This is a genomic window from Arthrobacter sp. DMZ02-1R, from assembly GCF_057747935.1.
In genome coordinates this window covers 2,462,871-2,485,099 of record NZ_CM173230.1, presented here as the reverse complement: position 1 = coordinate 2,485,099, position 22,229 = coordinate 2,462,871, and the positions used below count along the sequence as shown (strand labels likewise).

Sequence of the window (22,229 nt, the reverse complement as noted above, 5' to 3'; positions counted from 1 at the left end):
CGCGTTTCGTGCTCGCGGGTTCATCCCCGGGTGGGTCTGAAGTAGTGGTTGCGTCTGGGTGTTTGGCGGGGATCGATGTGGGGTGGGGGTTTGAACCATGCCACTCCGGTGTCCGTGGTGATGGTCCATTGTTCTTTGTGGATGACGTGGTGGTGGTGGCTGCACAGCAAGACGCCGTTGTCGGTTCCGGTGGTGCCGCCGTGGGACCAGTAGGTGGTGTGGTGGGCTTCGCACCAGGGCGCGGGGATGTCGCAATCGGGGAAGGCGCAGCCTTGGTCGCGGGCGGTGATGGCTTTGCGGATGTGGGGCGGGAACACCCGGGTGGTGCGGCCGATGTCCAGGACGCGGCTGTCGCTGCCGAGCAGGACGGGGATGATGTCCGCGTCGCAGGCGATCTTGCGGATGGCCGAGGGGTGGATCGGGCCCTGGAACGTGGACGTGCCGGTGCCCAGGCGGGGGCTTGCTGCGGTGGTTTGGTGTTCGACGCGCTCGAGCAGCTCGCGGTAGTCGATCGTGACCATCACCTGCGGACGGAGACCACCCGCGGCGGGAAGCTCACCGGTGGACAGGGCCGCTGCGCAGGCCCCGACGAGCCCGTCTAGCAGCTTCTGTGCCCGTGAGCGGCGATCCAGCGACGGGTGGGCAACGGCGTCGTGCTCCGAAAACCCTCCGGCGGCGCCGCCGGTGGTGCCGCCGGAATCCGCGTCCGGTGATCCGCCGGTATCGTGGCGGAGGCGCGGGTTGGTGGCGGTGTTCATGACGGTGGCGAGGGTTTCAAATTGTTCCGCGGTGGCGAAGATTTCCAGGTGATGCAGGCCGCGGCGGGGTGTGCGGATGAACGCGCCTTGGCGGTGGCGGAGTTCTTCCTCTCCGGGTTCTGGCCCGTCCTGGTCGATGGCGTGGACCCAGCGCTTCGCCATCCGGGACACGAAATCGGGATCGCTCTGCAGCGCGGTGCTGGTCAGTGCCTGTTCCATCTGCAGGGCGGTGTCCGTATCGGCGATGTGCCGCACCTGGTCCAGGGCAACGCTGATCACCGTGGCCGAACGGGACGGCACGGCTGCCGAGGAAAGGGCCGCGGCGAGGACCCCGTGCCGTGCGGGTATTTCCTGCCCGGCGATCCCTGCCTGCGGGAGCACGGCGGCGGCCTGTGCGAGCCGGCGCCGGGCCTCGCCGATGCCGATCCGCAGCCTGGCCCGCAGGAATTCGGCGGCGTTCCGGTAACCGCCGTCAACCACGGCGGCCACTTCCGTGGGGCTGAGCGCAGGTGCCGACGCCGGAACCCCGGGGTCGGATGCGGTTGCCGCGGGCTCGGTCCAGCCGGTCATCCACGCCGGTGCCGGGGATGACTGCCGTGCCGCCTGGGCTTCGCGCCGCGTCCGCTCCAGGGCCTGGGCCGCTACGATCTGCAAAAACTCCACCGTCCGCGAGATCTCTTCGACCTTGCCGGCGAACTCAGCGGCCTCGGGGAAGCCAAACAGCCGGGCCTCGGAGACGGCAGCTGAACGCAGCGCATTCATCGCCTCCGCTGCCTGATCAAGGCCACCTGCCAGGCCCGGCGCGGATTCAGGCCCGGTACCGGGGCAGACCTCCAGCCGGTTGATGTCGGCATGGCGGGAGGAAGCAGCGGGCTTCAGGCGGCGGGAAAGACGCCCCAGCGGCGCAATCCCGCCATCGGGCGGGGCCGCCCGACGTGCCGCTAATTGATCGATGCCTTCCATAAACAAACACTGTCACGAGGCTCGGACATTATTAGCCCGGTTAGCTTGCGATCCGTTCCCTGGTACTCGAAGTATCGCGACGAGCGGGACCCATATCAGCCGATGCGCGGTGCCTCCAGCCACTGGCGGAACAGTGTGGCCTGAGGCGGGTAATCAAGTACGACCGGCCCAGCGCAGGGGACTAGTATTGAACTTACTTGGTCAATGTGACCTGGAAATCCGGTGCGTGCTGTGCGTGGCCACCTGTCCGCCTGCGCCCCGGCCAAGGTCTTCTATCTACCCATAGGGGTTTTTGTGTCTACACCTGATGTAAGCAACGAAGCCGGTTCGTCCGCAGCCAGCGTTACGGGCAGCAGCCGCGTCAAGCGCGGCATGGCCGAGATGCTCAAGGGCGGCGTCATCATGGACGTCGTCAACGTCGAGCAGGCCCGCATCGCCGAAGATGCCGGTGCCGTGGCCGTGATGGCGCTCGAGCGCGTTCCCGCGGACATCCGCGCCCAGGGCGGCGTCTCCCGCATGTCGGACCCGGACATGATCGATGCGATCATCGCCGCGGTGTCCATCCCGGTCATGGCCAAGGCCCGCATCGGGCACTTCGTCGAGGCCCAGGTCCTGCAGTCTTTGGGTGTGGACTACATCGACGAGTCCGAGGTCCTGACCCCGGCCGACTACACCCACCACATCGACAAGTGGAAGTTCACCGTTCCCTTCGTCTGTGGCGCCACGAACCTCGGCGAGGCCCTGCGCCGCATCAACGAGGGTGCGGCCATGATCCGTTCCAAGGGCGAGGCCGGCACCGGCGACGTCTCCAACGCCACAACGCACATGCGCCAGATCCGCGCCGAGATCCTCCGACTCTCCACGCTGCCCCAGGACGAGCTCTACGTCGCGGCCAAGGAACTGCAGGCCCCGTATGAGCTCGTCAAGGAAGTCGCCGCCACCGGCAAGCTCCCCGTCGTGCTGTTCACCGCCGGCGGCATCGCCACCCCGGCGGACGCGGCAATGATGATGCAGCTCGGTGCGGACGGCGTGTTCGTCGGTTCGGGCATCTTCAAGTCCGGCAACCCGGCACAGCGTGCCGCCGCCGTCGTGAAGGCCACCACGTTCTTCGATGACCCCGACGTCATCGCCAAGGTCTCCCGCGGCCTGGGCGAAGCCATGGTGGGCATCAACGTCGAGGAAATCCCCGAACCCCACCGCCTCGCCGAGCGCGGCTGGTAACACTCACCTGTAGCGCGGCAGCGCTCTGGTCCTCTGCGTGCTATTCCCCACACCCGGCTAGGCCGCTTCGCGGCGAGCCGGACGCAGGGCCCCTTTTACGCACGCTGCCGGACCACAGCTTGCCTCTAGCGCGACGGCGGCCGGTCACCTTCACGGTGACTGGCCGCCGTCGTGCGTTAACCCAAGTAACTCGCAGTTAATGTCGTTATCAGGGCCCAAAACGACAACAACTGCGGGTTAGTTGGGTCGGCCTACCGACTACTGAAGCCCGCGGCGCTTGAGGAGGGGCTCCAGGGAGGCATCTCGTCCCCGGAGTGTGCGGAAGGATTCCAAGGGATCCCGGCTGTTGCCCTGGGAGAGTAGCTCCGCACGGAATCGTTCGCCGTTCTTGCGCAGGAGTCCGCCGTTTTCGGTGAACCAGTCCACCGTTTCCGCGTCGAGTACTTCACTCCAGATGTAGGAGTAGTACCCGGCTGCGTAGAAGTCACCGGCGAAGATGTGTTGGAAGTAACCCGTGCGGTACCGGGGCGGTATGAGGGAGTGCGCCACGCCGGCCGCAGCCAATGCCTTGGCCTCGAAGTCCTGCGCATCCTGTGGAACGCCTTCCACGTCCAACACGTGCCAGGCCAGGTCCAAAAGGGCCGCACCGAGGTACTCCGTCGTGGCGAAACCTTCGCCCCAGAGCCTGGACTCGTTGAGGCGGTCAATGATGTGCTGGGAGAGCGGCTCGCCGGTGGCGTAGTGGCGGGCGTAGTTGCCGATGATCTCGGGCCACATGATCCACATCTCGTTGACCTGTGACGGATACTCCACGAAGTCCCGGGGCACTGAGGTTCCGGAAAACCGTGGATACGTGACGTTGGAGAAAAGTCCGTGCAGGGCGTGGCCGAACTCGTGGAAAGCGGTCCGGACTTCGTCCAAGGTCAGAAGGGTCGGTTCTCCCGCTGGCGGTTTGGAGATGTTCAGGTTGTTGATCACCACTGGCTTGGTGCCCAGCAGTGCTGACTGTTCGACGAGCGAGTTCATCCAGGCGCCGCCGCGCTTTGAGTCCCGGGCGTAGTAGTCGCCCAGGAAGAGGCCCAACTCGGTGCCGTCCTCGTTGCGGACCTCCCAGACGCGGACGTCTGGGTGGTATCCCTCAAGGTCTTTGCGCTCGTGAAAGGTAATACCGAAGAGGTTTGTGGCTGCGAAAAACACCCCGTCCACCAGCACCCGGTCCAATTCGAAATAGGGCCGTAGAAGCTGCTCGTCCACCGCGTAGCGCTCCCGCCGGACCTTCGAGGAGTAGTACGCCCAATCCCAAGCTTCCAGCGGGTGCCCTGCGCTCTGCGCCAGTGCGGCGGCTTCGGCGTCGGCGTTGCGGATCGCGGCCGGAGCGAGCCTGTTGAGCATGGCCTCGACCGCCGCAAAATCTGGAGCAGTCTGCCGGTCGATGACCAGTTCGGCGTAGTCCCCGAACCCGAGAAGGGCCGCCTTCTCAGCCCTCAAGCACACCATGGACTTCGCCAGTTCCAGGACGTCCAGGCTGCCGCCGTCGCTGCCCCTCGCGATGGACGCCTCATACAGGCGGCGGCGGAGGTCGCGGTTCTGCAAAGAAGCCAAAGCAGGCTGGTTGCTCGGTTGTATGAGGGTCAGGAGGTACTTCCCCTCGTGTCCGGCAGAGCGTGCTGCCTCGGCAGCGCTGGCGATTTCGTCCGCTGGCAGGCCTGCAAGCTCTGCGGCATCATCCAGCAAGAGTGCCGCGTCCTTCATGGCTTCCTTGACGCGTTGGCCGTACTCCGTGCCTAAACGGGACAGCTCCGCATTGAGGCCCTTGAGCTTTTCCTGATCATCCGGTTCAAGCTGGATCCCCGACTGGCGGAATTCCCTGAGGTACTCCTGCACCAGCCGGATGGACTCGTCATCAAGCCCTGAAGTGTCAATGGCTGCGAACCGCTCGTACAGTCCGCGGTTGAGGTAAACCGCGTCCTGATGGGCAGAGAAGCGTGGAGACAGTTCCGTTTCCAGCTTCCGGATGGCCTCGGAAGCATCGGCGGAAACCAGTGTGAAGAAGGATGCCGCTGCCCGCTCCAGCATGCGGCCAGAGCGTTCCATCGCAACCGCCGTATTTTCGAAGGATGCGGGCTCCGGATTGTCCACGATGGATTGGATCTCGGCCAGGTGCTCAACGAGACCCGCGTCCACTGCCTCGGCGTAGTGGCTGTCCTGGATCTCTGCAAAGGGTGGCAATCCGAAGGGAAGGGTACTCGGCTCCAAGAGAGGGTTCGTCATCAAGCAACCCTTTCATGCAGGGCCGCGGTCCACAACGATCTTGGCCGGGTGTGCAGCTAGCGCGGCCGCCGCGCCGCATGTTCGCGCGCGAGGCGGGCGAAGCCGTCGTCGGGCGTTCCGGGGACGAAAGTACCGTACTTACGTTCGGCGGCGGTGCGGATCAGGAAATCGGCGATGGCAGGATTCTTCGGCAACAGGGATCCGTGCAGGTAACTGGCAACGACGTTGCGGTGCCGGGCGCCTTCATGGCCGTCTTTGCTGTTGTTGCCGGCGCCCTTGGACACGGTGCCGAGGGGCTCGACGCCGGGGCCCAGAGAGGTCTGTCCGCTGTGGTTTTCGTAGCCCAGGATTTCGCCGAACTCAGGTGAGGTGAGCGTGACGTTGCCGATGAGACGCTCATCGGTGCCGACGGTTTCGACATCCAGGATGCCGATGCCCGGGATGACCGGGCCGGCCTTCGTCTTGAAGAACTTGCCGAAAAGCTGGTAGAGCCCGCAAATGACCAGCATGGGCGTTCCGTCCTCCGCCATCCCGCGGAGTTGGTCGCCGCGTGCCTGGAGGTCGTCCTTGATGACGATCTGGCCGCTGTCCTGTCCACCGCCGCCGACGATGATGTCAACATCCTCGGGGAATTCGTCGCCCACGTTGTATTCGAGGAGCTCGGGCGTGTAGCCGTGCCAGAGCAGCCGCTGGCGCAGGACGAGGGAGTTGCCCCAGTCCCCGTAGATGTTCATCGCACGCGGATACAACTGCAGTACCCGTATGGTGCCCTTGCTTGCGTGTTGTGCAGTATCTTCGGCCGAGGTCATGAGACCACCTCCACTGTGGTGATTTTGGAGAGTTCACGCCGAATGGCCAGCATCGCAGTATAAGTGCAGAAAACCCGCTTCGGCTTGCCTGCCGAACCCCGGATGAATTCAGCCAAGGCCGCGGGGATGTCTGTGTTCACGGAGCCAAAACGGACCTCGTCGTACTGAAGCCGCAGGGCCATGTCGTACGCTCGGACGCCGGTGAGGACGTCCACGCCGTCCTCTCGGAGGGACTCGAATTCAACATCCCATAGCCAGGACATGTCGCGGCCGTCGGCATAGTTGTCATTGATGGCGATCATGGACGCGTAGCCCTTCGCCGGGAAGGACTTCAGGCCGAGCCGGAAGCCGCTGGGATTCTTCACCAGCACCAACTCAAGGGGCTGGCCGTCCACCACGAGGCTTTCCCCGCGGCCAAACGCCGGAGCGACCTCGGAGAGGGCCCTGACCAGCTTCGCGGCGTCTCCTGGCTTGCCGCTTGCCCCGGTAATGCTTCTGGCCAGCACCAACGCGGCGGCGGCGTTGAAGATGTTGTAGACGCCGCGGAGCTTCAGCTGGGTGGTGACCCGTTCGCCGTCGAACTCGAAGTCCGCTTCGTCGGCACCGACCCGGCGGAGCACGACGTCGGCCGTTTCGACGGCGGGAACGTCACCTTGGGCGCCGGTTCCAGGCGTCGCGGAACGCATGTCGTCGTCGTTCGGGAAGGTGCTGCGGAGCGATTCGTCCAAACCGAAGTAGAGCACTTCGGGACCAGTAATGGTCGCTGCGATCCGGGCGACGCGCGGATCCTCGCGGTTCAGGACCACGGTTCCCGTGGTTCTTTCGGCGATCCTCTGAAGAAGCAACGCGGTCGTGTCGATTTCGCCGAAGCGATCCAGTTGGTCGCGAAGAACGTTCAAGAGGAGGCAGTAGCGCGGCGGTACCTTGTTCACGAAGTGCACGGCGTGTGCCTCGTCAAGTTCCAACACCGCGACGTCGGCGTCCAGCTTGCCGCGCCAGTCCACCTCACCCAGGAGGGCCGCTGCCACGCCGCGCGTGAAGTTGCTGCCTGTGCGGTTAGTGAAGACCTTCAAGCCTTGGCTTTCAAGCAGTTCCACCACCATTTTGGTGGTGGTCGTCTTGCCATTGGTCCCGCTAACCACGGCCACGCCATGGGGGAGCGAGGACAGCGTCCGTTGCATGAAGCCCGGGTCGATCTTCTCGACCACGAGGCCAGGCAGAGCCGAACCTCCGCCGCGAAGCCTGGACACTGCGCGCACCAGCTTGCCGAGTGGAACGGTGAACGAAAACATGCTCTGTAATATATCCCAGTTGGTGCATAAACCATGTGCCGCAGGCCTGCAATCGGGTTGCCAAGGCGGCTCCGCCATCGGCAGCGCATTATGATGGTCGAATGACCAACCCCCCTTCCGAGGCGTCATCACGCGTGGGCTCCGGCCTGCGCATCGGCGTCCTCGCCCTACAAGGCGATTTCCGCGAGCACCTTCACGCCGTCGAAGCGGCCGGTGCCACCGGAATCGGCATCCGGCGTCCCGCGGAGCTAGACGACATTGACGGCCTCATTATTCCCGGTGGCGAATCCACCACTATCGACAAATTGGCCCGTATCTTTGAACTCGCCGATCCCATTCGCAAGCAGATCGCGTCCGGGCTCCCCGTCTACGGTTCCTGTGCGGGCATGATCCTGCTGGCGGACGACATCGCCGATCCCGCCACGGACCTGGCCGGTAATCCGCAGCAGACTTTCGGTGGATTGGACATCACGGTCCGTCGCAACGCTTTCGGCCGGCAGCGCGAGTCCTTTGAAACCGATCTTGACTTCAAGGGACTTGAATTCAGTGCGGGGGTGTCTGGAGTTGATCCTGTCCATGCAGTGTTCATCCGCGGACCGTGGGTGGAACGCGTGGGTCCGGGCGTCGAGATCCTCGCCCAAGTGGAACCGGGCAAAGCCGCCCACACGGACGCTTTGCATGGGTTGGCTAGAATTGTTGCAGTGCGCTCAGGTCGGTTGCTGGCCACCTCCTTCCACCCGGAAGTGACTGGGGAGAAGCGCGTGCATGAACTATTTATTCGAATGATCAGAGGGGAAGTTTAAAGCATGTCAGGCCACTCCAAATGGGCGACGACCAAGCACAAGAAGGCCATCCTCGATAGCCGCCGGGCCAAGTCGTTCGCCAAGCTGATCAAGAACATCGAAGTCGCTGCCCGCATGGGCGGACCGGACCTCGCCGGCAACCCAAGCCTTGAACTGGCTGTCACCAAAGCCAAGAAGACATCGGTTCCCGCTGACAACATCGACCGCGCCATCAAGCGCGGTGCCGGCCTGACCGGTGAAGTGGTCGACTACACGGAAATCATGTACGAAGCCCGCGGGCCGCAGGGTTCCGCTCTTCTGATCGAGTGCCTCACGGACAACAAGAACCGTGCTGCCTCGGAGGTCCGGCTCGCCATTTCCCGCAACGGCGGCACCATCGCCGACCCCGGCTCCGTGAGCTACCTCTTCACCCGCAAGGGCGTCGTTAACCTGCCTAAGAACGGGCTCAGCGAAGACGACATCCTGATGGCCGTACTCGACGCCGGCGCCGAGGAAGTCAAGGACAGCGGAGAAAACTGGGAAATCCACTCGGAGCCCACCGATCTCCAGGCAATCCGAGATGCCCTCAAGGAAGCCGGCATCGAATACGAGTCGGACGAAGCCGAGTTTGTGCCGTCCATGCAGGTTCCGCTGGACCTCGAGGGCGCCAAGAAGTTCATGAAGCTCGTGGACGCCCTCGAAGATCTCGACGACGTCCAGAACGTTTACACCAACGCGGACATGAGCGAGGAAGTCCAGGCTGCGCTCGAAGCCGAGTAGCGTCCTCTTGCAACTCAGCGTGACATCAAACAGGGAGGCCCGGACTTGACTCTTCGCGTATTGGGAGTCGATCCGGGCCTCACCCGTTGCGGCATCGGAGTGGTCGACGTCGAACGGAACCGGCGCGCCACCATGGTGGCCGTCTGCGTCGTGGGAACCTCCCCGGAGCAGTCATTGGACCAGCGGTTGCTGGTCATCGCTGAGGCCATCGATGAATGGCTTGACCTGTACAAACCCGACGTCCTTGCGGTGGAACGGGTCTTCTCCCAGTTGAACGTCAGCACAGTCATGGGCGTGGCCCAGGCGTCCGGTGTGGTCATTGCCGCCGCTGCGCGGCGCGGCATTCCGGTGGCACTCCATACGCCGTCGGAGGTCAAAGCTGCCGTCACTGGAAGCGGCACCTCCAACAAAGAGGCAGTGACAAAACTCATTACCAAGATCTTGCGCCTGGACGCACCGCCCCGTCCTGCGGACGCCGCGGATGCGTTGGCCCTCGCTGTTACGCACGCGTGGCGGGCAGGCAGCGGCGCCGCGGTTGCCACTACCGGACCAGGGAGCAGCGCGCTGACGCCGGCCCAGAGGGCTTGGGCCGAAGCCGAGGCGAAAGCGCGCCGCGTCCGCTAATTGTCGGTTGCCCTTGCTAGGGTATTCGTAGATATGTTCGGATAGCCCGCGGCGCAGCATGCACGGGGCAGTACTTCAGGAGCCGGGTCTTGATCAGTTTTCTCCGCGGAACCGTGGCGCACGTCAGCTTGTCCACGGCCGTCATCGATCTCAACGGTGCCGGAATGAGCGTCTACGCCACGCCCCAGACCCTCAGCCATCTGCATGTCGGCCAGGAAGCAAAGCTGTTCACCTCGTTGATCGTCCGGGAGGACTCCCTGACGCTTTTTGGCTTCTCGAACGACGACGAGCGGGAAGTTTTCGATGTCCTGCTCAGTGTGAGCGGGGTGGGGCCGCGTCTGGCCCTCGCAGTGTTGGCCGTGCATGAGCCCGAAGCGATCCGCGTGGCTGCGCATTCCGGTGATGCCAAGTCGTTCACCAGGGTTCCCGGTATTGGACCCAAGGTAGCCGGCAGGATCGTCCTGGAACTTGCCGGCAAGCTCGTCCCGCATGGCACCGCGCCGGGGGCTGCGCCCGCCGTCGCGGCCGAAGCGGTCTGGAAGCCGCAAGTGGTCGCCGCCATGACGAGTCTCGGCTGGTCCGAGAAGGACGCCGCCGGCAGCATCGACAAGGCAATGGCGGATTCCCCTGAACTTGCGGACGCCGGCAATGTCGCGCACATTCTGCGGGCCACCCTCCGCTGGCTCGGCCAGGACGGTGCCCGCGCGGGAAACCGGGTAGGCAGCCGTGGCTGAGGAGTCCCTCGTTACCGGGGGAGAGGAACCCGAAGAGCGCATCATCGAAGCCGCACTGCGCCCGAAAAACCTCCACGACTTCGTCGGCCAGCACCGCGTTCGCAAGCAGCTCTCGCTCGTCCTGGAAGCCTCGAGGATGCGCGGCCGCAGCGCGGACCACGTCCTGCTTTCAGGCCCCCCGGGGCTGGGCAAGACCACGCTCTCCATGATCATCGCCGCCGAGATGAACGCTCCCTTGCGCATCAGCAGCGGTCCAGCCATCCAGCATGCCGGGGACTTGGCAGCCATCCTCTCTTCCCTCTCGGAAGGTGAGGTTCTCTTCCTCGACGAAATCCACCGGATGTCCCGGCCTGCAGAGGAAATGCTGTACATGGCCATGGAAGATTTCCGGGTGGACATCGTGGTGGGCAAGGGGGCAGGGGCAACAGCCATTCCGCTGGAGCTGCCGCCATTCACCCTGGTCGGCGCTACTACCCGGGCCGGACTCCTGCCCGGACCGCTGCGTGACCGTTTCGGATTTACCGGACATCTGGAGTTCTATTCGGTAGCCGAGCTTGAGCTGGTTCTGCGCCGCTCGGCCGGGCTCCTTGACCTGAAGGTCAATTCGGCCGGATTCAGCGAGATCGCCGGCCGTTCCCGTGGAACACCGCGTATCGCCAACCGGCTGCTGCGCCGCGTGCGGGACTGGGCATTGGTCCACGGCATCGAACAGATCGACGCCCGGGCTGCCTCCGCCGCTTTGGACATGTATGAAGTGGACCAGCGTGGACTGGACCGCCTGGACCGCGCGGTACTGGAAGCGTTGATCACCAAGTTCAACGGGGGTCCGGTGGGGCTGTCCACCCTCGCGATCGCCGTCGGCGAAGAGCCTGAGACGGTCGAGACTGTTGCTGAGCCGTACCTCGTACGTGAGGGACTTCTTGGGAGGACGCCGCGCGGCAGGATTGCCATGGCCTCGGCATGGACGCACCTTGGATATGCCGTACCGGCCGGCGTGTTCGGACAGGACCCTCTGGCCCTGTTCGAGGACAGCGAAAATCAGGCAGAAAGCATCGACACCGGCCGCTAGCACGATCCATTCAGCTTAAGCCTCTAGACTGGTATGACACTCGGCACGTTCGAGTCCTTGGTTCTGTGCCCGCCCGTCGGAGCATTGTGCGGCCAAGTGGGGGAAAGCTCCACGGCCGTCGGATCCACCGGGCAGACATGGCCGTGAAACCAAAAACGTAAGTAAAGAACGGAACTTCCCTGTGGATCCAATGACAATCCTGCTGTTTGCCATGCTTGGCGTCTTCATCTTCATGATGTTCCGCCGCAACAAGAAGACGCAGCAACAGCAGGCCAAGCTGCAGTCCCAGTTCGCCCCTGGCGTTGACGTCATGACCAGTTTCGGACTGTACGGCCGAATCGTCTCGATGGACGACGCCGAGAACAAAGTTGTCCTTGAACTGTCTCCGGGCAACCTCGCCACGGTGCACCGCCAGGCCGTTACCAAGATTGTTGAGCCCGCCGAGGAAGCGGCTGTTGACGTTCCGGATGACGCGTCGTCCCTGACGGCTGCTGACGCCGACGAGCCAGCACACGCTGAGACCCCGGAGGAAACCCTCAAGCGCCTCAATGACGAGGGCAAGAAGGACAGCTAGTCCGTACCCGCGTCACCAGCGGGAATAGTCCTACGGCAATGAACCGCCGCCGGCCTGCGCTCACAAGTGCGCGCCGGCGGCTGTTCCGTCATCAACAGGAAGATCGAACATGGCACGAACCGGCCAAAAAAACGCAGCCCGCAGGGTGCTGATCTGGCTTGTCGCAATATTCGCTGTACTTACAGCAGTCCTCGCTGGGGGAGTCGTCACAGGCCATGCAAGCTGGGCACCAAAGCTCGCGCTTGACCTTGAGGGCGGCACGCAGATGATCCTCGCGCCAAAGGTCGAGGGTTCGTCGGGCATCAACGAGGAACAGCTGAACCAGGCTGTGGCGATCATTCGCCAACGCGTTGACAGCTCAGGCGTTGCCGAAGCGGAAATCACCACCCAGTCCGGCCGCAACGTGGTTGTCAGCCTTCCCGGCACGCCCAGCTCGGAAACCCGCGCCCTGATCCAGGCCTCGGCGGACATGAACTTCCGTCCCGTTATCACGGCGGGAGACCCTGCGGCCGTTCCGGTGGCATCGCGGACGCCTGACGCGAGCCTGCCCAAGCCCACGGCTGCGCCAACAAACGCTAGCGACACCAACTGGGTGACTGCGGACGTCTACAAGGCTTTCGAAGCCCTGGACTGTGTCAATCCCGCCCAGGACAAGCAGCCGCGGTCAGATCCCGCCAAGCCGCTGGTGACCTGCGAGCCGGCAACGGCCAAGACTCCTGCCGTCAAGTACATCCTCGGCCCGGTCGAGGTGAAGGGCCAGGACATCGTTTCGTCCTCCTTCGATCCCGTCCAGGGTGCACAGGGCTCGGTGACCAATGCCTGGGGCGTGACTATCACGTTCGATGCGAACGCCACGAAGACTTTCAAGGACGTTACCCAGAGGCTCAACCAGTTCTACGTGGCATCGCAGGCACAGGGCGGCAACGACCCCAAGGCCCAGTTCGCCATCGTCCTGGATGACCAAGTCATTTCTGCGCCGCGTGCCCTCGCCGTCATCACCGATGGCAAGCCGCAGATCACTGGTAACTTCACGCAAGCGTCCGCGCAGGCCTTGTCAGACCAGCTTCGCTATGGCGCTTTGCCCATCAGCTTCGATATCCAGTCCGAGGAGCAGATTTCCGCCACCCTCGGCGGCGAGCAGCTGCGTCTTGGCTTGATGGCCGGCGTGATCGGCCTCCTGCTCGTGGTGGTCTATTCACTCTTCCAGTACCGAGCCTTGGGCTTCGTGACCATCCTCTCCCTCGTGGTGGCCGGCGGACTCACCTACCTTGCCATCGCGATTCTTGGATGGACTGAAAACTACCGGCTGTCGCTGGCCGGTGTGGCAGGTCTAATCGTGGCCATTGGCCAAACGGCCGACTCCTTCATCGTGTACTTCGAACGCATCCGTGACGAACTTCGTGAGGGCAAGGGCCTCGTGTCCGCCGTCGCGAACGGTTGGAAGCGCGCCAAGCGCACGGTCCTCGCCTCAAAGGCCGTCAACCTGCTCGCTGCCTTGGTGTTGTATTTCGTCGCCGTTGGAAACGTCCGCGGCTTTGCCTTCACCCTCGGCCTCACCGCGCTGGCAGACCTCTTGGTCGTGTTCATGTTCACGCACCCGACACTTCAGGTGCTGGCCCGGACCAAGTTCTTCGGCGAAGGCCACCGCTTCTCCGGTCTGGACCCTGAGCGCCTTGGCGCCCTGCCGCTGTACCGCGGTGCGGGCAGGCTCCGCACGCCGGCCGAGAAGCCCGCCGTCGTGCGCGCCCGCAACACGGGTGCCGCTGCGGAAGCCGAGCGTCGCATGACCATCGCCGAGCGCCGGCTTGCGGAAAAGCAAGCCCAGCTGGCTGGTTCTTCCAACGGAACCAAGGAGGAGAAGTAATGACCACGAGCTTCGCAAAGTTCGGCAACGAGCTCTACACGGGCAAGCGCTCTTACAACTTCGTATCCAGCAAGAAGATCTGGTTCATCATCGCCGCAGTGGCGGTGGCGATCTCCATCCTCCTGCCAGTGGTCAAGGGCGGCTACAACCTCGGAATCGACTTCCGGGGCGGGTCCGAGTTCACAGTTTCCAACGTGAAGACCACCGATTCCGCCGCCGGTGAAAAGGCGGTCCACGACGTCGTCCCCGGTGCAGTTCCGCGCGTCGCCAACGTCGCAGGCAACACCATGCGTATCCAGACTGACAAACTCAGCGATGACCAGACCATCAAGATCAAGACGGACCTCGCAAAGGCCTACGGCGTCACGGACAACGAGGTAACCTCAACCTTCATTGGCCCCACATGGGGCCAGGACGTCACCAAGCAGGCCCTGATTGGCCTCGCGGTGTTCGTGGGCTTGGCCGCTCTCTTGATGGCTCTCTACTTCCGTACCTGGAAGATGTCGGTTTCAGCCCTTGCCGGCATGCTGGTCACGATGTTCACCACGGCAGGCGTCTACTCCTTGAGCGATTTCGAGGTGACGCCGTCGGCCATCATCGGCTTCTTGACGGTTCTCAGCTATTCCCTCTACGACACCGTGGTGGTTTTCGACAAGATCCGTGAAAACACCTCGGACATCGCCACCTCCAGTCGGCGCACTTTCGCCGAAGAGGTGAACCTTGCCGTCAACCAGACCTTGGTGCGCTCCATCAACACCATGATGGTGGCGGTACTTCCTGTCGCCGCGATCCTCTTCATCGGTGCCGGACTGTTGGGAGCGGGAACGCTGCGTGACCTCTCCCTGGCACTGTTCGTCGGCATCCTGATCGGTACGGCTGCCACAATCTTCATCGCAGCACCGCTGTACGCGTGGCTGCGCCAGAGCGAACCGGAGCTCCAGAAGCAGGCCAAGAAGGTGGCGAATCGACGCGCGGCAGCCGCCAGTTCGAGTTCGGAAACTGCCTCCGTCTAAGCCTTGTTCCCTCGAAAGGGCCGGTTACCGCTCAATTGCGGTGACCGGCCCTTTCGGTTCCTGCCTCCGTCATGGGGGTTCCGGTTCTTGGACAGGTCACCGGCGGAATAGACTGGGAGAATTAAGTCAGTCGTGAGAGGTGCTTTTGTGGAGGAACGTACGACGTCGGCGCCACCGGCGGGCGGGGAGGACGGCCTGAGCCCCGTGCCCGGCACCGCTTCTGCAGCTACGGGCAGCACCTCGGGTGGTGTTCCCGTGGACAGTCCCGGCGTGCGTCCGACGTTCCCCGGACGGCGCGAACGGACGCGCTCCAGGCTGGCGAAGCTGACGGGACGCGGCGCGAGCACCTATTCGCCCATCCTTGAACCGCTCCTGCGGACAGTCAGGGCGAACAACCCCAAGGAAGACCTCGATCTTATCCAGCGGGCCTTCACGGTAGCAGAGCGCAGCCACCAAGGACAGAAGCGCAAGAGCGGTGATCCGTACATCACCCACCCAGTGGCCGTGGCCACGATCCTGGCCGAACTCGGGCTCACCGGCACCACCCTGGCCGCTGCACTCTTGCACGACACAGTTGAGGACACTCCTTACACGCTCGCTGACTTGACCCGTGACTTCGGCCCTGAGGTCGCTATGCTCGTGGACGGTGTCACCAAATTGGACAAGGTTCAATTCGGTGAGGCCGCGCAATCCGAGACAGTCCGCAAGATGGTTGTGGCCATGGCCAAGGACATCCGCGTGCTGATGATCAAGCTCGCGGACCGCCTGCACAACGCGCGCACGTGGCGATTCGTTTCCGCCGAATCCTCCGCCCGCAAGGCGCGCGAAACACTTGAGATCTTTGCCCCTCTGGCCCACCGCTTGGGCATGAACACCATCAAGTGGGAGCTCGAGGACCTTTCCTTCGCCGCCTTGTACCCGAAGGTGTACGAGGAGATTGTCCGGATGGTGGGGGACCGCACTCCGGAGCGCGAGAAGAGCTTGAGCGTCATCCGCAACCAGATTGCCGAAGACCTTCGGGTAGCCCGGATCAAGGCCACCATCACAGGCCGGCCCAAGCACTATTATTCGATTTACCAAAAGATGATCGTCCGGGACAAGGACTTCGACGACATCAACGACCTCATGGGCGTGCGGGTCCTGGTGGACTCCGTCCGTGATTGTTATGCAGCCCTTGGCACCCTGCATTCGCGCTGGAACCCCCTGCCGGGGCGGTTCAAGGACTACATCGCCATGCCGAAGTTCAACATGTACCAGTCCCTGCACACCACGGTTATCGGGCCTGGCGGCAAGCCCGTCGAGATCCAAATCCGCACGCATGAGATGCATCGACGCGCCGAGTATGGCGTGGCGGCCCACTGGAAGTACAAGGACCAGCCCAACCGGACAGCTGTAGGCCCCGGAAGCCCCAAGGACGGCGACATGGGCTGGTTGCGTTCATTGGTCGACTGGCAGCAGGAAACGTCGGATCCGGGCGAGTTCCTGGATTCCCTGCGTTTTGAGATTAATGCCCGCGAAGTTTTTGTCTTTACCCCCAAGGGCGAGGTCATGGCCCTTCCCGCAGGCTCGACGCCTGTGGACTTCGCTTACGCAGTCCATACCGAGGTGGGTCACCGGACCATCGGTGCGCGTGTCAACGGCAAGCTGGTGCCGCTCAATAGCGAGCTCAATCATGGCGACTGGGTGGAGATTTTCACCTCCAAGGCCGAGGGCGCAGGTCCAAGTCAGGACTGGCAGCATTTCGTCAAGAGCGCACGGGCCCGCAACAAGATCCGGCAGTGGTTCAGCAAGGAACGCCGCGAAGAGGCCATTGAGCGCGGCAAGGACCAACTGACCCGCGCCATGCGCAAGCAGAACCTTCCCCTGCAACGCCTCATGACGCATGACGCCCTGTCCACGGTGGCAGAGGAATTCCACTACGTAGATATTTCGGGTCTCTACGCAGGCGTTGGTGATGGGCACACTTCGGCGCAGTCCGTCATGGAAAAGCTCATGGAGCACCTTGGTGGCCATGAAACGCCCGACGAGGACCTGGACGAAGTCAGCATCCCCTCGCAACTTCAGAAGACCAAGTACTCAGACTCCGGAGTCATCGTCCGGGGAGTCGGGGATGTCTGGGTCAAGCTGGCCCGCTGTTGTACGCCTGTCCCGCCTGATCCCATCCTGGGCTTCGTAACCAGGGGCTCCGGCGTGTCGGTGCACCGCACGGACTGTACGAACGTCTCGGACCTCCGTGACCAGCCGGACCGCATCGTCGAGGTTGAATGGGCTCCCACCCAGTCCAGCGTCTTCCTGGTTGAGATCCAGGTGGAAGCACTGGACCGGAAGTCGTTGCTCTCGGATGTCACCCGCGTACTGTCGGAGAACCACGTCAACATTCTGGCCGCTTCGGTGCACACCTCCAGCGACCGTGTGGCCATCTCCCGTTTCGCCTTCGAAATGGGCGATCCGAAGTACTTGCACCATGTGCTCAGTGCCGTGCGCAAGATCGATGGCGTCTTCGATGTCTACAGGACCACGGGAAATCGTCGCCGGAGCTGAACCGTAGGAACTCAGGCGGCCGCCTCGGGTGGGAATGCATCAGACTGAAGCGATAGCGCAGCGAGCTTGCGCAACGCAGCCTTCTTGTGGGGGACCCTCGGGGAGGCCTCCACGGCGAGGGTCAGGAGCCGCAACCGGACGCCGAGTTCATCCTTGGAGAGCAGGCTTCTCAGGGCAGGCACGGCCCTGTCGGCTTCGACGTGCATGGCGACATCCACGGCCGTCCGGAGCGGGCTGGTCACCAGCAGTCCGCCGATGCTGACCACATCCAGTTGGCCCAATCGGACCTCGTGCAGAATGCAGCCCCGGGCCGATCGCACGCTCGAGATGCGGTGTTTCGCGTCCACCAGGAGCGAGAGCCTCTCTGGGGCATCGGCGCAACCGTAGATCCAGGCCGCAGTCATCCGGCCCGCAATGACTTTCCTGCGGATGCGATCCGGAACCACCGAGGCGGCTGCGCGGGCGCGAAGCCGAGGCGTGACAGCCAGTCCGGGAGGGGTGAAGCTTTTCTCGTAAAGCGGTGTGAGCACGCCGTCGCCGGCCATTGATTGAAGCTCAGCCCAAGTGAACAGCGGGCTGGGCTCATATAGTTCCTGGGCGAGGAAATCCTGTTGTTTCGGGGGAGGGAATCCAGAGGCCATTAAGCAATCATCGCGTGGCTGCGGCAACGAAAACAGGCCCTGTCCCGGTTATGTGGATAACCGGGACAGGGCCTGTCAGCCTGGATAGTCTAGGCGAGGTCGCTGGCCGAGCGCTGGATCTGGTCGAGCCAAGCCTCGCGGGCCTCAAGGGCCTCACGGGCATTCTTGATGCGGCGCTGGTCTCCGGCCTTTTCGGCCTTTTCGAGGTCTTCCCTCAGGCCGGCGATTGCAGCTTCAAGCTGCGACAGGGCGCTGTTGGTGCGGGCCTTGGTCTCCGGGTTGCTCCGGCGCCACTTGTCGTCTTCGGCTTCCCGGACGGCGTCCTCGACCTTGCGCAGGCCGGCTTCAATCCTGCCCATGTCGGCTCGCGGTACCTTGCCGGCTTCTTCCCAACGGTCACGGATGGACTGAAGGGCCTTCTTGGCGGCGTTCAGATCCGTGATCGGCAGCAATGCCTGGGCCTCAGCGATCAGATCTTCCTTGACGGCAAGGTTGACCGTGTACTGCTGGTCAATCTCATCGTTGGCGGCCTGGCGGTTGCTGAAGAAGACGTCCTGGGCGGCGCGGAAGCGCAGCCAGAGGGCGTCATCGTCCTTGCGGCTGGCGCGAGGCGTAGCCTTCCACTGGTCCATGAGGCGGCGGTATTCGCCGGCCGCGAATCCCCAGTCCGTGGAGCTGGAGAGGGCTTCGGCCTCGACAATCAGCTGTTCCTTGGCGACCTTTGCAGCCGAGTTGGTGCTGTCCAACTGGGAGAAGTAGGCGCGGCGGTGGCGGTCAAACACGGTACGGGCCGAGCGGAACCGCTTCCAGAGGGCGTCCTCGTTGCTCCGCCCGAGCCGGATGCCGTTCTTCTGGGCCGTCTTCCAGCTTTCGAAGAGTTCGTTCATGCGGGCGCTGGACGTCTTCCACTGGACCTGGGACGGATCCTGGGACGCAATGGATTCGGCCTCTGCAACGATTGCTTCGCGCGCAGCGAGTTCGGCCGCGCGAGCGGCGTCGTGCGCGGCTTTCTCGGACTTTTCCAGTTCAGAAATCTGTCCGGCCAACGCGTCCAAGCGGGTTTCCGCGGTGCGGATGTCGCCCACCATGTTGCGCTCAGCCAGTTGTTCGCGCAGGTGGTCCACCGTCTTCTGCATGTCCGTGGCCGGGGCCTTGGACTCCACGCGGTGTTCCATCAGCACGATCTGCGCGACGACGTCCTCGTACTTCCGGGCGAAGTAGGCCAACGCCTCGTCAGTGCTCACGCCTGGGTACTGTCCCACCGGCTGCTCTTCGCCGTCGATGGTCAGGAAGACATGACCGTCACCCTCCGCGCGCCCCCACTTGGCGGCCTCCGCGAGCGACACAGCGGTGGGCTGTGCAGCTGGTGCGGCTGGAATCACGCTCGCTGCGGCCTTCGGACGGGCAGCAAATGCTGCGGGAGATGGTGCGTGCGAGGGAGCCGGGCGTGGTGTCGGAGAAGCAGGCTTCGGTGCGGACTCGGCAGCGTCCTCTACCGGCGCGGCTGATTCAACGCCGGTTTCGGCGGCGTCCTCTATCGGCGCGGCTGATTCAACGCCGGTTTCGGCGGCGTCCTCTATCGGCGCGGCTGATTCAACGCCGGTTTCGGCGGCGTCCTCTATCGGCGCGGCTGATTCAACGCCGGTTTCGGCGGCGTCCTCTACCGGCGCGGCTGATTCAACGCCGGTTTCGGCAGCTGCCGGTGCCTGGATTTCTTCTTCGTTGGCCACTACTGCAGTTTCGTCGGATTTCTGACTGTCTGTCACCGCTAAAAGTCTTTCGCTTGGAGGGATTACTAAGGTAACGAGCCGTGGACCGTTGTCCGGGCTGTTTACTTCAGAGAAAACGAGTCTATCGTGACAGGTGCCACAGGGGCGCCGTCGGTGGCGCTGCTGCCCGGACTAATGCCCGCTTGGGCAATCTTCGTCACGACATCCATCCCGCTCGTCACCTTGCCTACGATCGTGTACCCGCCGGCGGAATCCGGGGGAATGACCGTGTCCTTGTACACGATGAAGAATTGGTGCCCGTTGCCGTAGGCGTTGTTGCCCGTCCTGGCGACGGCGACTGTTCCGGCCGGATAGGTGTTGTTGGCGGGCGTGTTCTCCAGCGGTCCCCAGTGGAAGTTGGGGTCATCAGTGGTGTCCGCCCCCTTGGCGCCGCACTGCAGCACCGAGAAGTTGTCGGCAGTGGTCAGTCGCGGGCACTTGAGGCCGCTGTAGTAACCCGCGTCGGTGAGGGATTTGTAGACGGCGGCGGCCTGGGGAGCCGTGGTGCCGTCCAGTTCGACACCGACAATCCCACCGTTGAGGCTGAGTTGGCCAGTGAAAGTCTTGCCTGCCGCGGTATCCGCTTTGGGAATGTCCGCGCTGTTTGTCCCCGCGCTGTTTGTGGCCGTGGCGGAAGGCGACGCCGACGGCGAACTGAGCCCGGCCTGCGCCGCTGCGAACTCCGACTCGCTCGGGTTCGAGTTGAACACGGTGAGCTGAAGTACGACGGCGGCGATCAATGCGGCCGCAGCCACACCGACGGCGACCACATTGTCCCGGCGGCGCCGCTTGCCCTGGGCACGCCGAAGCTCGCGCCTGGCTTCCATCTGCCTGATGCGCCGTTTGGCTTCACGGTTGTCCCGCGACCTTGTAGCCAAGAGTCCTCCTGGTTGTCTGGACATGCTTCCATCGCAGGCAACCCAAGCCAAGCGCCTGCATTAGATGTGCAGGCGCCGAAAGCATAAACTGGCTGCCGCACATAGTTTATGCATGACTGGCTGGGCGCCAGCCCATCCTGAGCCGAATCGGCCCGTGGTTCTTTGAGGCAGGTCCGGCCGACGCAATCATTGAGGAGAAAATTCCACCATGGCTCGTACCGCCTCCCTGTCCGGATTCCCCGAGTGGCTTCCCCAGGAGCGGTTGGTGGAATTGCATGTGCTGGACACCTTGCGCAAGACCTTCGAACTTCACGGTTTCTCCTCCATCGAAACCCGTGCCGTTGAGACGGTCGGCCAACTCCTGCGCAAGGGCGAGATCGACAAAGAGGTATACGGCCTGAGTCGCCTGCAGGAAGATGAGGATGCCGGCGAGGGCGGAAAGTCGGACAAGGCGGATCCCAATGCCTTGGCCCTCCACTTCGACCTGACGGTTCCTTTCGCCCGCTATGTCGTGGAAAATGCCGGCTACCTCGCTTTCCCGTTCCGCCGTTACCAGATCCAGAAGGTGTGGCGGGGGGAACGTCCCCAGGAAGGTCGCGCCCGCGAGTTCACGCAGGCGGACATTGATGTTGTGGGCGACGGCGAACTGCCGTTCCGCTATGACGTCGAGATCGCCCTGGTGATCGCCGAGGCGCTGAGCGCGCTTCCCATTCCGGACTTCCGCCTGCGCATCAACAACCGCAAGTTGGCTGAAGGCTTCTACCGCGGTATCGGCCTCACCGACACCGCCGGGGTGCTGCGCAGCATCGACAAGCTCGAGAAGATCGGCGACGCGAAAGTCGCCGAACTGCTCAAGACCGAGCTTGGCGCCACGGATGAGCAGGCGGCACTTGCCCTGAAGCTTGCAAGCATCCGCAGTGAGGACACCTCCTTTGTGGCGCAGGTCCGCGCACTCGGTGTGACGGACGAGCTGCTCGAAGAAGGCCTCAGCGAACTCGAACAAGTTATCGAGGCCGCCGTGCAGCGCGCCCCCGGCAAGGTTGTTGCCGACCTCAGCATCGCCCGGGGCCTGGACTACTACACCGGTACCGTCGTCGAAACCGTCCTGGTGGGACACGAACAGCTCGGTTCCATTTGCTCCGGCGGCCGCTACGACGCTCTCGCGAGCAAGGGCAACCGCAAGTTCCCCGGCGTCGGGCTCTCGATCGGCGTGACCCGCCTCGTATCCCGCATCCTGAGCCAGGAATTCGCAACGGCATCCCGCTCGGTTCCTACGGCAGTGCTGGTGGCACTGAACAACGACGACAGCTGGTCCGCTGCCCAGGACGTCGCGGCCCAGCTGCGCGGGCGGGGGATCGCGACCGAGGTTGCGGCCAAGGCCGAGAAGTTCGGCAAGCAGATCAAGTTCGCCGATCGACGCGGCATACCTTTTGTCTGGTTCACGGACGACCACGGCAAGCACCAAGTGAAGGACATCCGCTCCGGCGAGCAGGTGGACGCGGATCCCGCCAGCTGGGAGCCGTCCGCAGAGGATCTCCACGTCCGCATCACCACCCGCTAAGCGCGGACCGGCGCCCGCGGGCGGTAACCGGCCGGCCACAACTGGTCGGGGCACCGCCTGATGGGGCGGCGATTCATCGATACGG

18 protein-coding genes are annotated in these 22,229 nt (G+C 63.6%); 11 read left to right on the top strand and 7 right to left on the bottom strand.

From position 1 onward, the window contains the following. Positions 1 to 20 precede the first annotated feature (20 nt). The gene (locus AC3ANQ_RS12050) at positions 21 to 1,721 is read right to left on the bottom strand and encodes an HNH endonuclease signature motif containing protein (protein ID WP_488301260.1); all 1,701 of its coding nucleotides are present in this window, start codon (positions 1,719 to 1,721) and stop codon (positions 21 to 23) included. 294 nt (positions 1,722 to 2,015) lie between these two features. On the opposite strand from AC3ANQ_RS12050, the gene pdxS reads away from it, so the two are divergent. Continuing rightward, complete coding sequence (gene pdxS / locus AC3ANQ_RS12045; RefSeq protein WP_488301259.1) at positions 2,016 to 2,942, top strand: pyridoxal 5'-phosphate synthase lyase subunit PdxS; 927 nt, start codon at positions 2,016 to 2,018, stop codon at positions 2,940 to 2,942. A 258-nt stretch (positions 2,943 to 3,200) separates the two neighbouring features. On the opposite strand, the gene AC3ANQ_RS12040 is transcribed toward pdxS, so the two are convergent. From AC3ANQ_RS12040 to AC3ANQ_RS12030, 3 genes are read right to left on the bottom strand one after another with little or no spacing between them, the layout of a single operon-like run. After that, positions 3,201 to 5,213 (bottom strand): M3 family metallopeptidase, encoded by a 2,013-nt coding sequence (locus AC3ANQ_RS12040; RefSeq protein WP_488301258.1) that lies wholly within the window; start codon positions 5,211 to 5,213, stop codon positions 3,201 to 3,203. A gap of 56 nt (positions 5,214 to 5,269) precedes the next feature. Next, positions 5,270 to 6,022, bottom strand: coding sequence for a type 1 glutamine amidotransferase (locus tag AC3ANQ_RS12035; RefSeq protein WP_488301257.1), 753 nt, complete (start codon positions 6,020 to 6,022; stop codon positions 5,270 to 5,272). Next, positions 6,019 to 7,314, bottom strand: coding sequence for a MurT ligase domain-containing protein (locus AC3ANQ_RS12030; protein ID WP_488301256.1), 1,296 nt, complete (start codon positions 7,312 to 7,314; stop codon positions 6,019 to 6,021). The genes AC3ANQ_RS12035 and AC3ANQ_RS12030 overlap by 4 nt, the downstream gene beginning before the upstream one ends. Positions 7,315 to 7,415: 101 nt before the next feature. Between AC3ANQ_RS12030 and pdxT the strand changes: the two genes are divergently transcribed. From pdxT to AC3ANQ_RS11985, 9 genes are all read left to right on the top strand, one after another. Further along, positions 7,416 to 8,117: a pyridoxal 5'-phosphate synthase glutaminase subunit PdxT gene (pdxT, locus tag AC3ANQ_RS12025; protein ID WP_488301255.1), complete on the top strand. Its 702-nt coding sequence runs from the start codon at positions 7,416 to 7,418 to the stop codon at positions 8,115 to 8,117. Between the two features lie 3 nt (positions 8,118 to 8,120). Beyond that, on the top strand, positions 8,121 to 8,876 hold the full coding sequence (locus AC3ANQ_RS12020; protein WP_488301254.1) for a YebC/PmpR family DNA-binding transcriptional regulator: 756 nt from the start codon (positions 8,121 to 8,123) through the stop codon (positions 8,874 to 8,876). A gap of 45 nt (positions 8,877 to 8,921) precedes the next feature. After that, a complete protein-coding gene (ruvC, locus tag AC3ANQ_RS12015; protein WP_488301253.1) occupies positions 8,922 to 9,500 on the top strand; it encodes a crossover junction endodeoxyribonuclease RuvC in 579 nt (192 codons plus the stop codon). An 89-nt stretch (positions 9,501 to 9,589) separates the two neighbouring features. Continuing rightward, positions 9,590 to 10,234, top strand: a complete 645-nt coding sequence (gene ruvA, locus AC3ANQ_RS12010; protein ID WP_488301252.1) for a Holliday junction branch migration protein RuvA — start codon at positions 9,590 to 9,592, stop codon at positions 10,232 to 10,234. After that, the gene (gene ruvB / locus AC3ANQ_RS12005) at positions 10,227 to 11,303 is read left to right on the top strand and encodes a Holliday junction branch migration DNA helicase RuvB (protein WP_488301251.1); all 1,077 of its coding nucleotides are present in this window, start codon (positions 10,227 to 10,229) and stop codon (positions 11,301 to 11,303) included. Before ruvA ends, ruvB begins: the two co-directional genes overlap by 8 nt. A gap of 190 nt (positions 11,304 to 11,493) precedes the next feature. Further along, positions 11,494 to 11,877 carry a preprotein translocase subunit YajC gene (yajC, locus tag AC3ANQ_RS12000; protein WP_488305315.1) on the top strand — a complete coding sequence of 128 codons (384 nt, stop codon included), beginning with the start codon at positions 11,494 to 11,496 and terminating at the stop codon, positions 11,875 to 11,877. Between the two features lie 109 nt (positions 11,878 to 11,986). Beyond that, entirely contained in the window at positions 11,987 to 13,741 is a 1,755-nt protein-coding gene (secD, locus tag AC3ANQ_RS11995; RefSeq protein WP_488301250.1) for a protein translocase subunit SecD, read from the top strand. Further along, positions 13,741 to 14,754, top strand: a complete 1,014-nt coding sequence (gene secF, locus AC3ANQ_RS11990) for a protein translocase subunit SecF (protein WP_488301249.1) — start codon at positions 13,741 to 13,743, stop codon at positions 14,752 to 14,754. The genes secD and secF overlap by 1 nt, the downstream gene beginning before the upstream one ends. A 147-nt stretch (positions 14,755 to 14,901) precedes the next feature. Next, on the top strand, positions 14,902 to 17,295 hold the full coding sequence (locus AC3ANQ_RS11985; RefSeq protein ID WP_326493989.1) for a RelA/SpoT family protein: 2,394 nt from the start codon (positions 14,902 to 14,904) through the stop codon (positions 17,293 to 17,295). Between the two features lie 11 nt (positions 17,296 to 17,306). Here AC3ANQ_RS11985 and AC3ANQ_RS11980 read toward each other — a convergent pair whose 3' ends face one another. The 3 genes from AC3ANQ_RS11980 to AC3ANQ_RS11970 all read right to left on the bottom strand — a co-directional run bounded on the left by AC3ANQ_RS11980 (position 17,307) and on the right by AC3ANQ_RS11970 (position 20,583). Beyond that, positions 17,307 to 17,936, bottom strand: a complete 630-nt coding sequence (locus AC3ANQ_RS11980) for a type IV toxin-antitoxin system AbiEi family antitoxin (RefSeq protein ID WP_488301248.1) — start codon at positions 17,934 to 17,936, stop codon at positions 17,307 to 17,309. 89 nt (positions 17,937 to 18,025) lie between these two features. Further along, on the bottom strand, positions 18,026 to 19,702 hold the full coding sequence (locus AC3ANQ_RS11975; protein WP_488301247.1) for a DUF349 domain-containing protein: 1,677 nt from the start codon (positions 19,700 to 19,702) through the stop codon (positions 18,026 to 18,028). 65 nt (positions 19,703 to 19,767) lie between these two features. Then, positions 19,768 to 20,583 carry a peptidylprolyl isomerase gene (locus AC3ANQ_RS11970; protein ID WP_488301246.1) on the bottom strand — a complete coding sequence of 272 codons (816 nt, stop codon included), beginning with the start codon at positions 20,581 to 20,583 and terminating at the stop codon, positions 19,768 to 19,770. Positions 20,584 to 20,791: 208 nt separating this feature from the next. On the opposite strand from AC3ANQ_RS11970, the gene hisS reads away from it, so the two are divergent. Further along, on the top strand, positions 20,792 to 22,144 hold the full coding sequence (gene hisS, locus AC3ANQ_RS11965; RefSeq protein ID WP_488301245.1) for a histidine--tRNA ligase: 1,353 nt from the start codon (positions 20,792 to 20,794) through the stop codon (positions 22,142 to 22,144). Positions 22,145 to 22,229: the final 85 nt, after the last annotated feature.

Coding starts and splice junctions, on each gene's coding strand:
- AC3ANQ_RS12050 (WP_488301260.1), bottom strand. CDS start 1,721: ATGGAAGGCATCGATCAATTAGCGGCACGTCGGGCGGCCCCGCCCGAT.
- AC3ANQ_RS12040 (WP_488301258.1), bottom strand. CDS start 5,213: ATGACGAACCCTCTCTTGGAGCCGAGTACCCTTCCCTTCGGATTGCCA.
- AC3ANQ_RS12035 (WP_488301257.1), bottom strand. CDS start 6,022: ATGACCTCGGCCGAAGATACTGCACAACACGCAAGCAAGGGCACCATA.
- AC3ANQ_RS12030 (WP_488301256.1), bottom strand. CDS start 7,314: ATGTTTTCGTTCACCGTTCCACTCGGCAAGCTGGTGCGCGCAGTGTCC.
- pdxT (WP_488301255.1), top strand. CDS start 7,416: ATGACCAACCCCCCTTCCGAGGCGTCATCACGCGTGGGCTCCGGCCTG.
- AC3ANQ_RS12020 (WP_488301254.1), top strand. CDS start 8,121: ATGTCAGGCCACTCCAAATGGGCGACGACCAAGCACAAGAAGGCCATC.
- yajC (WP_488305315.1), top strand. CDS start 11,494: ATGACAATCCTGCTGTTTGCCATGCTTGGCGTCTTCATCTTCATGATG.
- secD (WP_488301250.1), top strand. CDS start 11,987: ATGGCACGAACCGGCCAAAAAAACGCAGCCCGCAGGGTGCTGATCTGG.
- secF (WP_488301249.1), top strand. CDS start 13,741: ATGACCACGAGCTTCGCAAAGTTCGGCAACGAGCTCTACACGGGCAAG.
- AC3ANQ_RS11980 (WP_488301248.1), bottom strand. CDS start 17,936: ATGGCCTCTGGATTCCCTCCCCCGAAACAACAGGATTTCCTCGCCCAG.
- hisS (WP_488301245.1), top strand. CDS start 20,792: ATGGCTCGTACCGCCTCCCTGTCCGGATTCCCCGAGTGGCTTCCCCAG.